General features: G+C 74.5%; 9 protein-coding genes. 4 read left to right on the forward strand and 5 right to left on the reverse strand.

Translation table 11 applies throughout. The features are described 5' to 3' along the window. Window positions 1-242: 242 nt before the first annotated feature. From WME98_RS27035 to panB, 3 genes are all read left to right on the forward strand, one after another. Window positions 243-2,537: an HD domain-containing phosphohydrolase gene (locus tag WME98_RS27035; protein ID WP_437953908.1), complete on the forward strand. Its 2,295-nt coding sequence runs from the start codon at window positions 243-245 to the stop codon at window positions 2,535-2,537. A gap of 22 nt (window positions 2,538-2,559) precedes the next feature. Then, window positions 2,560-3,189 (forward strand): GNAT family N-acetyltransferase, encoded by a 630-nt coding sequence (locus WME98_RS27040; RefSeq protein WP_437953909.1) that lies wholly within the window; start codon window positions 2,560-2,562, stop codon window positions 3,187-3,189. Between the two features lie 192 nt (window positions 3,190-3,381). Then, window positions 3,382-4,329: a 3-methyl-2-oxobutanoate hydroxymethyltransferase gene (gene panB / locus WME98_RS27045; RefSeq protein WP_061621593.1), complete on the forward strand. Its 948-nt coding sequence runs from the start codon at window positions 3,382-3,384 to the stop codon at window positions 4,327-4,329. A gap of 117 nt (window positions 4,330-4,446) precedes the next feature. Here panB and WME98_RS27050 read toward each other — a convergent pair whose 3' ends face one another. Both WME98_RS27050 and WME98_RS27055 read right to left on the reverse strand, forming a co-directional pair. Then, the gene (locus WME98_RS27050; RefSeq protein WP_437953910.1) at window positions 4,447-6,525 is read right to left on the reverse strand and encodes a VWA domain-containing protein; all 2,079 of its coding nucleotides are present in this window, start codon (window positions 6,523-6,525) and stop codon (window positions 4,447-4,449) included. Then, window positions 6,522-7,466, reverse strand: coding sequence for a DUF58 domain-containing protein (locus tag WME98_RS27055; RefSeq protein ID WP_061621654.1), 945 nt, complete (start codon window positions 7,464-7,466; stop codon window positions 6,522-6,524). Before WME98_RS27055 ends, WME98_RS27050 begins: the two co-directional genes overlap by 4 nt. 254 nt (window positions 7,467-7,720) lie before the next feature. Here WME98_RS27055 and ftsH point away from each other — a divergent pair, with 254 nt between their 5' ends. Next, on the forward strand, window positions 7,721-9,580 hold the full coding sequence (ftsH, locus tag WME98_RS27060; protein ID WP_437953911.1) for an ATP-dependent zinc metalloprotease FtsH: 1,860 nt from the start codon (window positions 7,721-7,723) through the stop codon (window positions 9,578-9,580). Between the two features lie 31 nt (window positions 9,581-9,611). Here the strand turns inward: ftsH and WME98_RS27065 are convergent, their stop codons facing one another. The 3 genes from WME98_RS27065 to WME98_RS27075 all read right to left on the reverse strand — a co-directional run bounded on the left by WME98_RS27065 (window position 9,612) and on the right by WME98_RS27075 (window position 13,320). Then, window positions 9,612-11,036: a choice-of-anchor D domain-containing protein gene (locus tag WME98_RS27065; protein ID WP_437953912.1), complete on the reverse strand. Its 1,425-nt coding sequence runs from the start codon at window positions 11,034-11,036 to the stop codon at window positions 9,612-9,614. Between the two features lie 62 nt (window positions 11,037-11,098). Next, on the reverse strand, window positions 11,099-12,343 hold the full coding sequence (locus WME98_RS27070) for a serine/threonine-protein kinase (RefSeq protein ID WP_437953913.1): 1,245 nt from the start codon (window positions 12,341-12,343) through the stop codon (window positions 11,099-11,101). After that, window positions 12,340-13,320 carry a LysM peptidoglycan-binding domain-containing protein gene (locus WME98_RS27075; protein WP_061624702.1) on the reverse strand — a complete coding sequence of 327 codons (981 nt, stop codon included), beginning with the start codon at window positions 13,318-13,320 and terminating at the stop codon, window positions 12,340-12,342. The genes WME98_RS27070 and WME98_RS27075 overlap by 4 nt, the downstream gene beginning before the upstream one ends. Between the last annotated feature and the right edge of the window lie 90 nt (window positions 13,321-13,410).

The following is a 13,410-nucleotide window of genomic DNA, read 5'->3' on the forward strand; positions in this document are numbered from 1 at the left end:
GGGGTCAGTCTTCATCGCCACGTAGCAGCGCGTCGGGTCGAGCGGGACCTCGGGGGCCAACCGGCGCTGGCCGGGATGTTCACGGGGCTCGCGCACCGCTCCGAGCTCTGCTCTCATTCATCGAGCGCACCCCATGGCGGATACGCCGCGAGCGGCTGGCCAGCTTTCCCCGCGTGCTTTCGTTCCGCGAGGGTTCTTGGGCGCGCGCCTACCTCCAATTTCTGAGTAGAATCAGGGTTTCGATGGCTTCCGTTCAAGGATTGAACCAGCGGATTGCCGATCGCCTCGTCCTCGAGGGGCGCATCACCCCGGACGACCATCGTCGCGCGGTGGAGTACGCGATGCGGACCCGCGGCCGCATCGAGGACGCCATCATCGAGCTCGATATCGTCAACGAGGCCGAGCTCCTGAAGTTCATCGCGACCGTCCACAACACCCGCTTCGTCTCGACCGAGAAGCTCTCGAAGGCGATCATCGAGCCCCGCGTGCTCGCCAAGGTCTCGGCGATCACCGCGACGCTGCACGGCGTCTTTCCGGTCCTGCTCGACGAGCGGAACACGACGCTCTCGGTCGCGACCGCGGATCCCGACAACGACGCCGCGCTGCACGAGATCCGGCTGGCCGCGGGCGTGCGGGACGTACGCGCCATCGTCGCCCGGCCGGCGGCGGTGCGCGCGGCCATCGCCTACCATTACCGGGGCGACACGACCGCCTTCAATTCGCTGCTGCGTCCGGTCAGCTCGTTCGACGAGATCCTCTACAACAACAACAGCAATCCGTTCGAGCGTACGTCGATGACGTACGAGCGCGCGTCGATCCCCGATCGCACGTCGATGACGCACGTGCCGGCTGCGCAGCCGATGCACCCGCAGGCGACGATGCACGGCCAGCCGGCGCACGCGACGCCCGCGCATCCGCAGGCGACGATGCACGGGCAGGCGACGATGCACGGGCAGCCGATGCACGGGCAGCCGATGCACGGGCAGGCGACTATGCACGGGCAGCCGGCGCACGCGCAGCCGATGCACGGCCCGCCGGCGCTCGCCTCCATCCCTGCGCCGCTCGCCGCGACGCCGCAACCTCCGGCGGTGATGCGGGGGCCCGCCGCGCCCGTCGCGCCGCCGCGCGCGGCCCCGGCTGGCCCCCCGCCCACGCCGGTGCCGCCCTCGCCGCCCCCTCAGCCGCAGGTCGCCCCGGTCTCCGTGCCGGTCGCGGCGCCCCCGCCGCCGCCGCACCCGACCACGAGCCACGCGTACGTCGAGACGCTGAACGTCCTCGTGAGCCTGCTCGAGAACGCGCGCCAGGACCTCCGGGGCCACTCCTCCACGGTCGCGCGCATCGTCCGCAAGCTCTGCGAGCGCATCGGCCTGCCGCCGACGACGGTCGCGAGCTATGTGGCCTCGGCGTACCTGCACGACCTCGGCAAGAACGGCCCGTACCACCTCACCGCGCTCAACGTGGCCGAGTACGAGGGGCACCGCCTCGCCGCGACGAAGAGCGTCGATCTCCCCGCGCACCTCATGGAGTCGGTGGGGCTGCCGCAGGAGGTCGTCTCCGCGATCAGCCTGATGTACGAGCGCTACGACGGCAGCGGCTTCCCCGACGGCCTGTCCGGCAAGGAGATCCCGCTCGGCGCGCGCATCCTCGCGGTCGCGGACACCTACGCCGACCTCACCCAGAACCCGCGCAACCCCTACCGCAAGGCGCTCCGCCCGCCCGAGGCGTGCGACGTGCTCGCCCAGTACCGCGGCACCATCTTCGATCCGAACATCGTCGACCTCTTCCGCCAGGTCATGACCGGCGACGACATGCGCGCGAAGCTCCTCTCCGACCGGCACCAGGCGCTCATCGTCGACCCGGATCCCGAGGAGACGACGGTCCTCGAGCTGCGGCTCCTCGAGCAGGGGTTCGAGGTCTCGATCGCGCGCAACGTGGCGCAGGCGCGGCGCGAGCTCGAGACGAAGGACATCGAGGTGGTCGTCAGCGAGATCGATCTCGAGGAGCCCGACGCCGGCCTCGCGCTCCGCGCCGACGCGCTGAAGCTCGGCTTCGGCCGCGACAAGACGTGGGTCATCCTCACCGCGAAGACCGACCGGCAGACCGCCCAGCGCGCCTTCGATCTCGGCGTCGACGACTTCGTCTCGAAGCCGGCGTCGACCGACGTCATGGCCGCCAAGCTCCGCCAGCTCATCGAGCGGCGCTCCTCGACCGCCGCCCCGCGCGGCGTGTCCGGCTCGCTCGCCGAGATGGGCCTGCCGGACATGATCCAGATCCTCTGGCACGGCCGGAAGACGTGCGCGCTCAAGATCCAGGCGAACTCCATGGCCGGCGAGATCCACTTCGCCGACGGGCAGGTCGTCCACGCGCTCTGGGCCGGCGCGCAGGGCGAGGACGCGTTCTACAGGATGCTCACGCTGCGCGAGGGCGACTTCCGCCTCGACCCGACCTTCTCGCCCAGCACGCGCAGCATCACCGCCTCGCCCGAGGCGCTGCTCCTCGAAGGGATGCGCCGCCTCGACGAGGGGACCCTGTCGTAGGCGCGCCGCGCGGGAGGCCGGGTTGAAGAGCTCCGTCTGCATCGAGACCCCGCGGCTGCGCCTCCTCCTCCCGCCCCTCGACTTCGCCGGCCGCTACCTCGCCTATTTCGAGCGCAACCGCGAGCACCTCGCCCGGTGGGATCCGCCGCGCCCCGAGGGCTTCTACACCGAGGCGTTCTGGCGCGAGCGCCTCCTCCGCGATCACGACGACTTCGCCGCCGATCGGGCGCTCCGGCTCGCGCTGCAGTGGCGCGGCGCCCCCGACGGCGAGGTGATCGGGGTCTGCAACTTCACCCAGTTCGTGCGCGGCGCCTTCCAGGCCGCGACGCTCGGCTACTCGCTCGACCAGCGCGCCGTGGGCGCGGGCGTGATGTTCGAGGCGCTCGAGGCGGCGATCGCGTACATGTTCGACGCGCTCGGCTTCCACCGGGTGATGGCGAACTACCTGCCGCACAACGAGCGCAGCGGCCGGCTGCTCCGGCGCCTCGGCTTCGTCGTCGAGGGGTACGCCCGCGATTACCTGTTCATCGACGGCGCCTGGCGCGACCACGTCCTGACCGCCCTGACGAACCCGAGGTCCGTGCCGCCGGGCGCGTCGCGGGCGCCGGCAGCGGCGCTCCCCTCCGGCGGCGCCGGGCACCGCCGCGGGTGAGCGGCCGGCGCAAGAGCGGGCGTGCCGCGCCTGCGCCCGCCGCGGCTGCTGTCATGGATAAGTGTCCAGGATACTTGGGGATTGTGACCAGGTAGGCCGCGGCCGGCGCGCGCCGCGTCTTGCCCGGGAACGGGCGCGGCCCTAGCCTCTCCGGAGGCGTGGACCGCAGGTGCGGCCGCGACCCGGAGGAACATGTACGGTCCGCAAGGCAATGGTGGGGGCGGCGCGCGCAGGCCCGCGCAGCGCTCGACGAAGGTCACGGTCCCCGAGATCCGCGCCCGCAAAGGGGTCTCGCCGATCGCGATGGTGACGGCCTACGACTTCACGATGGCGCGGCTGCTCGACGAGGGCGGCGCCGATCTGCTGCTCGTCGGCGACTCGCTCGGGATGGTCGTGCAAGGGCACGCGACGACCCTCCCCGTGACGGTCGAGGAGATCTGTTATCACGGGCGCGCGGTGGCGCGCGGCGCGCGGCGCGCTCACGTCGTGGGCGACATGCCGTTCATGAGCTTCCAGCTCTCTCCGATGCACGCGCTCGAGAACGCCGGGCGGATGATGAAGGAGGGCAGCTTCGAGAGCATCAAGCTCGAGGGGGGCGCCGAGATCGCGGAGCACGTGCGCCGGATCGTCGCCGCGGGCATCCCGGTGATGGGCCACCTCGGGCTCACGCCGCAGTCGGTGCACGCGATGGGCGGCTTCAAGGTGCAGGGCAAGGGCGACGAGGCGGCCGAGCGCCTCATCGCCGACGCGCGCATCCTCGACGAGGCGGGCGCCTACGCGATCGTGCTCGAGGCCATCCCGCCGGATCTCGCGCAGGAGGTGACGGCGGCGGTCTCCGTGCCGACGATCGGCATCGGCGCCGGGGCGGGCTGCGATGGGCAGGTGCTCGTCTGCTACGACCTGCTCGGGATGTTCCGCGAGCTGACGCCGAAGTTCGCGAAGCGCTTCGCCGAGGTCGGCGATCAGATCGTGGAGGCGACGCGCGCTTACGTGGACGAGGTGCAGTCGCGCACGTTCCCGGCCGCGGAGCACAGCTTCAAGCCGAACGGGCCCCGCCGAGCGGCCGTCGTGCCCGCCGCGCCGGCCAAGCCCGAGTTCGCGCCGGCGGACGAGATCCCCCCGCACTGGCAGACGCACTGAGCGCGGCGGTGCGGCGGCGCGGCGTTTGACGCGCGCCGGCCGCGCCGCGCGCAAGCCACGCCGAAGGCGGCCGCCGGCCGCGCCGCGCGCAGGCCGCGCCGAAGGCGGCCGCCGGCCTCAGCCCGCCCGGAGCTCCGCCGCCTCCCGCCGCCCGCCGAGGGCGCGCAGCAGGAGCTCGGCCGCGAGCAGCGCGAGCAGCAGCAGCGCGACATACGGCGATCCGTCGATCGAGGCCGACATGCCGCCCAGCTCGGCCGCGCGGGCGCTCTCGGCGACGCGCCGCGGGCGGAGATCGATCTCGCGCTCCGGGACCGAGACGACGCGCGTCGAGCGCTCGCCGTCGAGGGTGAGCTCGTAGAGCCCGGCGAGCGGGGGCGAGACGCGCAGCCGCCGCTCGACCTCCACGACGGGGAGCGCCTCGCGCCCCGCGGGCCCCTCGGCGCGGTCGACCTGCACGCGCTCGACCTTGACGTCGCGGTAGCCGTCGAACGTCCACGTCTCGCCCGCGGCGAGCCGCCGCGCGCCGCCGCGGGCGCGCGCGGCGCCGACGAACCCGTCGAGCAGCGAGAGGAACGCCGGCCGCAGCGCGACGTCGCTCTCCTCCGTGCTGAGCGGCAGCGTCATGAACAGCACGACGCCGCGCCCGAGCGGGCGCCGCACGAGGAACGGGGCGCCGTCCGACCACCGCGCGAGCACCTCGGCGCCCTCCGACGCCTCGGCGCCAAGCGTGGCCCGGCCGCGCGGGGCCACGTCGGCGAGGCTGGCCGCGGACGGGCCGAGCCAGCCCGCCGTGGCCGGATCCACCCCGCGCGCCGGGGACGCCGACCAGCGGACGACGCCGGGCACCAGCGGCTCGAACCCGGCGCCGAGCGGCGCCGCGGCGGCGCGCTGGCCGAGCGTGAGGAGCGCGACGCCGCCGCGCTCGACCCACGCGGCGAGCGAGCGGCGCACCTCGGGCGTGAAGCCGGGCGCGTCGTCGACGATGAGCCCCGCGTGCGCGGCCAGCTCGTCCGCGTGCTCCGGGACCGAGGGCAGCGGCCTGATCTGCGCGTCGAGATCGAGCGCCGAGAGCGCCTGCTCCAGCGGCGGCGGGCCGCCCGTCTCGACGTGCGTGGTCGCGGGGTCGACCACGACGGCGATCGACAGCGGGCCGCCCGCGGAGATGATCGGCGCGCGATCGTCCTCGGCGATCGCGTCGCCGCCGGTGAGCGCGGCGATCAAGAATTCGGGCGTCCCGGCGGGCAGGTCGATCGTGAGCTCCTCGGCGCGCAGCGCCGGATCGAGCGCGACCTTGCCGATCACCGCGTCGCCGGCGCGCACCTCGAGAGACCGCCCCGCGGCGGCGGACGCGCCCGGCGACGCCGCGCCGCCGTCGCGCTCCGCGGCGGGCAGGTCGGGCCCGGGCGCGGCGGCCTGCGCGGCGGTGCAGACGACGCGGATGCGCGCCTTCTGGCTGGATCGATCCGCGCGCACGATCCCGCAGTCCTGCCCCGCCGCCTCCAGCTCCTCGAGCGGCACCCACGTGGCGATGTCGGGGGTGCCCGCGATGGGCGGCGCGCCGGGCGCGCCGTCCGCGAGATCGCTGAGGAGCACGATGCGCTTGTCGCTCTGGGGCAGCCCCCGGAGCAGATCGCGCGCGAGATCGAGGGCGCCGTCGAGGTCGGTGGCGCGGTCCGACGGCGTCACCGCGTCGAGCGCGTCGGCGACGGCGGCGAGGTTGGTCGTCGACGCGAGGGCGACGCGGGCCGGGGCGCCCGCGAGGACGAGCGCCGCGGCGTCGCCGGGCGCGAGCCCGCCGGCGAGCTCGCGCGCGGCCGTGAGCGCGCGCTCGAAGCGCGAGGGGCCGGCGCGCTCCGCGCCGTCGCCGCCCGGGCGCGCGCGCATGCTGAGCGAGTCGTCGACGACGATGGCGAGCGCGACCGACGCGCCGGCCCTGCGGCTGAGCGACAGGTGCGTGCAGCGCAGGAGCGGCGTGGCGCCGAGCACCGCGAGCGCGAGCACCGACACGGCCCGGGTGGCGAAGAGGGCGCGGTCCTCGAGGAGGCTCCGTCGCCGCGCCGTCGGCGGCGTGGGCGGGACCAGGCGCGCGGGCGGGAACGGCCGCTCCTCGGCGCGGCGGCGGCGCAGGAGGTGCGCGGCGATCGGCGCGCCGACGAGGAGCGCGACGAGCAGCGCGCCGAGCGTGACGAAGCTCATCGCCGCACCTCGGCGATCGCCTGCACCAGGGCGCGGACGACGTCGGTCGGGGGATCGGCGCTGGTCGCGCGGAGCAGGCGGCCGCCGCGCGACGCGAGCGCGCGCGCCCAGCCGTCGGCGAGGGCGGCGAGGCGCGCCTTGTACTGCGCGCGGACCGCGCCCGCGTCGGCCTCCACGACGGCGCCGCCCTCGAGCGCGCGCAGGCGCACGTTGCCCTCGAAGTCGAGCTCGGCCTCGCTCGGGTCGAGGACCTGGAGGGCGATCAGCGTGCGGCCGCCGGTGCTGAGCGGCGTGAACGCGGAGAGGGCGCGCTCCGCGCCCGATTCATGAGCGAGATCGAGCAGATCCGAGATGAGCAGGACGACGGCGCCGCGGCGGGCCTTCTTCGCGACGGGCGCGAGCGCGCGCTCGATGGCGCCCGCGTCGCCGCTCCAGTCCTGGGCGGCGGAGGTGGCCTCGAGGGCGCCCACGATCCGCTCGAACGCCTCGCGCCCCGCCATGGCGGGCAGGCCGTGCGTGCCGGCGCCGCCGAGCCACGCGAGCCCCACCGGGTCGCCGGTGGCGAGCGCGACGCGGGCCATGGCCGCGGCGATGAGCGCCGCGTAGGCGAGCTTGGCGCCGGGCGCGCGCCGGCCGCGGTAGGACATCGAGGCGGTCGCGTCGACGCACAGCCAGAGGGCGCGGTCGGTCTCGGTCTCGAACTCGCGCACCATGAGGCGATCGTGGCGGAGCAGGGCGCGCCGATCGAAGAAGCGGAGATCGTCGCCGGGCACGTAGGGCCGCTGCCCGCCGAACTCGACGCCGGCGCCCTTGCGGATGCTCCGGTGCATGCCGGCGTAGACGCCCTCGGCGACGGCGCGCGACTTGAGGCGGAGCGGGGCGAGCCCGCCCCAGTCGATGGGGAACGCGGCGAGCGAGGCGCGGTCGGAAGCGAGCGGCACAAGGGCGCTTCTTAGCCTGGATCCCGGGGGCGATCACCCGGCGGCAGCCGTACGGCGGCGAGCGGTGGCCGAGCGGTGAGACCGGCGGCAGAAGCGCGGTGGAGGCGCGGAGCCGGGCGGCAGAGCCGCCGTGACGCGCGGCCAGGCGGCTCCCGGCCGGGCTCCCCTCCCGCGCCGCTTTACCGTGTGATTTCCGGTTCTTCCGGGGCCCGGGGCTTGCCGTGGCGACGCCCGCCACACATCAGCTCCATGGAATGGCTGACGAGAAAAGGCCGGTGTCGCGCACGTGGCTCGGGTACCTGCTGATCGCCGCCGCGATCCTGGTCTTTTCCGGGATCGTCAAGCCGCCGGGGCCCCCGCTCGTGCCCTACGACGAGGCGGTCGCCGCGGTGCGGCGCGGGGAGGTCGGCGCGGCGGTCGTGAAGCCCGACGAGATCGAGCTCGTCCGCCACGCCGGCGCGCAGCGGACCGAGGAGCACGTCCGCGCGACGCGGCTGCCCGGCGTCGAGGACGAGCCGCTCGTGCGGGCGCTGCTCGAGCAGAAGGTCCGCATCGAGGCGCAGAGCGCCCGGTCCGGGGCGTGGGCGCAGGCGGCGATCTGGCTCCTGCCGCTCCTGCTCCTCAACGCGGCGTTCTTCATGATGCTGCGCCGGGCGGGGCAGGGGGCCGGCGGGCCGCTCGGGTTCCTGCGCAGCAAGGCGAAGGTCTACGACCGGTCCAAGCAGGAGCCGGTGCGCTTCTCCGACGTCGCGGGGGTCGACGAGGCCAAGGACGAGCTCGTCGAGGTCGTCGACTTCCTGAAGGAGCCGTCGCGGTACCGGTCGCTCGGCGGCCGGATCCCCCGCGGCCTGTTGCTCGTCGGGCCGCCCGGCACCGGCAAGACGCTGCTCGCGCGCGCCGTGGCGGGCGAGGCGGACGTGCCGTTCTTCTCGCTGAACGCGAGCGAGTTCGTCGAGATGTTCGTCGGGCTCGGGGCCGCGCGCGTGCGCGAGCTCTTCGAGGAGGCGCGCAAGAGCGCGCCCAGCATCGTGTTCATCGACGAGATCGACGCCGTGGGCAGGACCCGGGGCGGCCTCAGCGCCCTGTCGACCCACGACGAGCGCGAGCAGACGCTCCACCAGCTCCTCGCCGAGCTGGACGGCTTCGACGCGCGCACCACCGTGATCCTGATGGCCGCCACAAACCGGCCCGAGGTGCTCGATCCGGCCCTCTTGCGGCCCGGGCGCTTCGACCGCCAGGTCATCGTGGATCGCCCCGATCTGCAGGGGCGCGAGGCGATCCTCGCCGTGCACGCGCGGCGGGTGCCGCTCGCGAAGGACGTCGACCTCGGGCTCGTGGCGCGCCGCACGCCGGGCATGGTCGGGGCCGACCTCGCCAAGATCGTCAACGAGGCGGCGCTCGCCGGGGCGCGGCGCGGCGCGAGCGAGATCGGCCAGGCCGACGTCGACGAGGCGCTCGACCGGTCGCAGCTCGGCCTCCGGCGCCGCGGGCAGATCATGACCGCGGAGGAGCGGCGGCGCGTGGCCTACCACGAGGCCGGGCACGCGCTCGTCGCGCTCGCGCTGCCGGCCGCCGATCCGGTGGAGCGGGTGTCGATCGTGGCGCGCACGATCGGCGCGCTCGGCGTCACGATCCAGGTGCCGCGCGGCGAGCGCCAGCTGGTCACCGAGCAGGAGCTCGAGTCGCGCGTCACGGTGATGCTCGGCGGCAGGGCGGCGGAGGAGATCGCGCTGGGCCAGGTCTCGAGCGGCGCGCACGACGATCTCGGGCGGGCCACGGCGCTCGTCCGCGAGATGGTGACCCGCCTCGGGATGAGCCGGCGCCTCGGGCTACCCGCGCTGTCGCGCAACGTCGGCGCGCCCATGCTCGGCGTGATCCAGGAGGAGCGCACGTGCAGCGAGGAGACCGCGCGCGAGGTCGACGAGGAGGTGAGGGAGCGGCTCGGCGAGATGTACCTGAAGGCCAAGCAGCTGCTCGTCGATCGCCGCGAGGGCCTCGAGGCCGCCGCGGAGGCGCTCGTGCTCAAGGAGACCCTGCGCGGCGAGGAGCTGGAGCAGATTGCGACCGTGTCGACGCGCCGGAAGATCTCCGTGGGGTCGCCGAGCGCGGCCTGAGGCGCGCGCCCCGCGGCGCTGGGCCCGTGCCTCAGGCCGCGCGGCGCCGTCGCCTGAGGCCGCCCGCGAGCGCGGCGAGCGACAGCCCGGCGGCCGCCCACGCCCGGTCGCCCGCGCCCCCGGCGGCGCGGCAGCCGCAGCCGCCGTCCTCTTCCGCGAGCTCGCCGCCGTCCGGACCGTCGTCCGGCGGCGCGACGCCGATCCCGCGCACCGTGATCTCCTGCACCGGATCGCTCGGGTCGTTCGACGCGACGCGGACGGTCGCCGCGAACGCGCCGCCCGCCTTCGGCGCGAAGCGGATCGCGAAGTCGACCGCCGTCTCGGGGTCGATCTCGAGCGCCTCGTCGGCGAGCTCGAAGCTCTCCGGATCGTCGGTCTCCACGGCGACGTCGAGCAGCGCCTCGCCTGCGTTCGACAGCTGGACGATCTCCACGTTGGCCTGCCCGACCTCGACCGGGCCGAAGTCGATCTCCCGCTTGTCCAGCGCGAGATCCGGGAGCGGCACGTGGACGCGCTCGCTCTCGAAGATCCACGCCCGCTCGGTGAGCGGGAAGTCGAGCGGGATGTCGGCGATCGGGATCGACCACTCGCGGCCGAGCAGGCTGACGCTGAACGCGGGGATGAGGTGGAGCGTGCCCTCGTAGCGCACCGAGCCCTCGGGGCGCACGTTGAGCTCGACCGACGGGCCGCCCAGGTACTCCGTGAACGAGGCGCTGCGCTCCTTCGTGATGTCGCCCCCGCTCACCGTCGCCTGATCGAGCGTCTCGACGGCCACGCGGTGGGTCACGTAGCGAGCGTCGACATCCATGGCGACGTCGAGCTCGAACCTCCCCTCGATGCCGGGGATCGAGCCGCCGATGAGGTCGCCGAGGGAGACGGCCGCGAGCCGCTGCGGCGCGGTCGAGCTGGCCATCGCGACGCCCGGCTCCCAGCCCCAGGCGTCGAACGATTCGCTCTCGTGCACCTGGAAGTCGATCTGGGGCACATAAGGGATATCGCCCGTCCACTCGAAGTCCTGGCCGAGGACGGAGATGCTGACGCGCCCCTCCGCGCTGACGTCGAGCCCATAGTCGCAGCTGAACGTGCCTCCGCCCTGGTCGCCGGGGGCCGCGAGCGCGAGCGCCTCTGGCCACGACGCCTCGAGCGCCCCGCTCAGCGAGACCTGCGTGTTCGCGTACACCGCGGCCCGGAGGTTCACTTGCAACGGCGAGCCCGGAGGGACCCAGCCCGTATCGAAGTCGAGCTCGAGCGGGATTCCGTCTCTGCGCTGGAAGGTGACCGCGCCCCGCTCGCAATAGAACGGGTCGTCGGCGCACGGCGCAGCCAGCGAGTCGTAGGCCGACGCGGCCGCGGGGGCGAGGAGGGTGAGCGCGGCGGCGGCGCAGGGGAGCGCGCGCCGGGGCCGGGCGGGGCGGGAGGCCTCGAGAGCAGCGTCGCCGGACAGCAGAGAACGCATGATAGCGATTACCACGATCCGCGCGCTCCACGCCATAGCGGCATTCCAGGGGTCCAGCGTCGCTAACGTGCCCCGAACAGCGTGCCGACCACGATGCCAGCGGCCGCGCAGAGAATGGCCACCACGGTCCAGAGGAGTCGCTCGCGCGAGGCGCGCTCCGGCGTCGCCGCGGCCGCCGCGCGGCCGCCGAGCGCGTCGCCGCGCGCCGCGGCTCGGCCCGGGGGCAGCGCGCCGATCCCCTGGCGCTCCCGGGGCGGAACCGCGGGAGCGACGTCCGCGGTGGAAGCGTCGTTCTGGGGCGTCGCGGCGTAGTCCAGGCCGGTGCGCTCGAGCCCGAGCTCGGTGATCGAGATGGCGTCCGCGAGGCTCGTGGGGGTGTGGCCCACGACGCGCCGCTCGCGGCAGGCGCGCAGGGCGTCGGCGAAGGCCCGGGCGCTCGGGTGCCGCGCGGCCGGGTCCTTGGCGAGGGCCCTCAGGATGACGGCCTCCAGGCCGGCCGAGATGAGCCCGTCGCGCTTGCCGGAGCGCGGCGGGAGCGGCTGCTCGGTGATATGCGCCGTCATGACGGCGATGGGCGTCCGTTTGCTGAACGGCACGGCGCCGACCACCATCTCGTAGAGGATGCAGCCGAGCGCGTAGATGTCGCAGCGCGGATCGACGTCCTCGCCGCGCACCTGCTCCGGCGCCATGTACTCCGGCGTCCCGAAGATCATGCCCTGCTCGGTGAGCCCGGTCGTCATCAGGTCGCCGTGCACCACCTTCGCGAGCCCGAAGTCGACAACGCGGACGCGGCCCGCGAGCGGCGACGGCGCGCCGCCGCCGGGCGTGGACGACGGCGGCGCGCCCGGGCGCTCGATGAGCACGTTGGCCGGCTTCAGGTCGCGATGCACCACGCCCGCCGCGTGCGCGGTCTCCAGCGCGGCGCAGATCTGGAGGGCGATCTCGATCGCCCGGTCGACCTCGATCGGCGCGTGCTCCCGCAGGAGCTCCTCCAGCGAGCTGCCGTCGATGTGCTCCAGCGCGATCATGAGCAGCCCGCCCTCCTCGACGAAGTCGAGCATCCGGACGACGTGCGGGCCCTCAAGGCGCTTCAGGATGGCGGCTTCCCGGTGGTAGCGCCGGAAGATCTGCGGCGCGCCGGAGAGGTGCCGGTGGATCACCTTGAGCGCGACGCGCTGGCCGTCCTCGTCGCGGGCGGCGCGGTAGACGACGCCGGAGGAGCCCTCGCCGACGACCGACTCCACGGTGTACCGCGACGCGATTCGGTGCCCGGGGGCCAGGCGATCGGGCGCCGGCGGCGAGGTCACCGCGCACCACCCGCGTCCACGGCGTCCGCCGGCGCCGGGTCCGGCGGAGGCAGCCGGAGGTGCTGCTCGGTGAACGAGGTGCAGGCGCGCACGATCTTCGGGCTGAGCTCGATGGGGTCGAGCCGCGCGGTCGGATCGTGCTCGCGCCACGCGGCGCAGGCGGTCTCGGCGAGCCCGGTCGCGTCGAGCGCGACGTAGGCCTCGAGCAGGTGGCGGTGCAGCGTGGCGATCTGCATCCGGGCGAGGTCGCCGTAGCCGAGCAGCCGGCTCGCCCGCGCCACCGCGTCGATGTAGCGGCCGCTCCGCACGTCGCTCGCGAGCTGCGGCAGCTCGGCGTCGACCCGCCGCTGGGCCTCGCGCGCGCGGCCCGCCCCCTCGGAGCGCACGAGCGCGCCGGCGCTCGCGGCCTCGGCCTTGCCCTGGGTCGTGAGCGGCAGATCCGTGAGCGGCACGAGGATCACCATGCCGCGGTGCAGCGTGTCCTTCTTGAAGTGGTTGTACTTGTGGAGCATCCACGCCTTGTCCCGCTTGCCGAGGAAGCGATAGGCGATGGTGAGCAGCGTGTCGTGCTGTCCGACGACGTACCGGAGGTTGTACGGCACGATGATCTCCTGCCCGTCGGTCGGCTCGATCCAGGGCATCGTGTCGTTCGAGAGGGCGAGGACGTCGCTGCGGTCGGCGGCGCCGAGCAGGCGCTCCGCGAGGATCGCCCAGGTCTCGCCGGCGGTGACGCGGTGGTGGCCGAGCGCGGGCACCTCCAGCCGCAGGCCGGGCATGATCGGCACGCCGGCGCCGGCGTCGAGCGCGTTGGCGGCGACGAGCACCTGCTCCATCTGCACGCGCCCGTAGGTGCGCTCCGCGATCTGCGCGAGGGTCTCTCCCTCGCGGACGACGTGCGGGAACGCCGCCGCGGCGCTGGCTACCAGCGTCGTCGCGGCCAGGGCGCCCGCGGAAAACCAAGTTCGCCGAGAGCTCACGCCGGCGAGGGTACCAGGGGATCGCCCGGGGTGGGACGGCTCGTTCGGGGGCGGCCGCGGGACGTTCGCCGCGATTTCGTCGCGCCGACG

The organism is Sorangium sp. So ce296, assembly GCF_051529605.1.
Classification (GTDB): Bacteria; Myxococcota_A; Polyangia; order Polyangiales; family Polyangiaceae; genus Sorangium; species Sorangium cellulosum_D.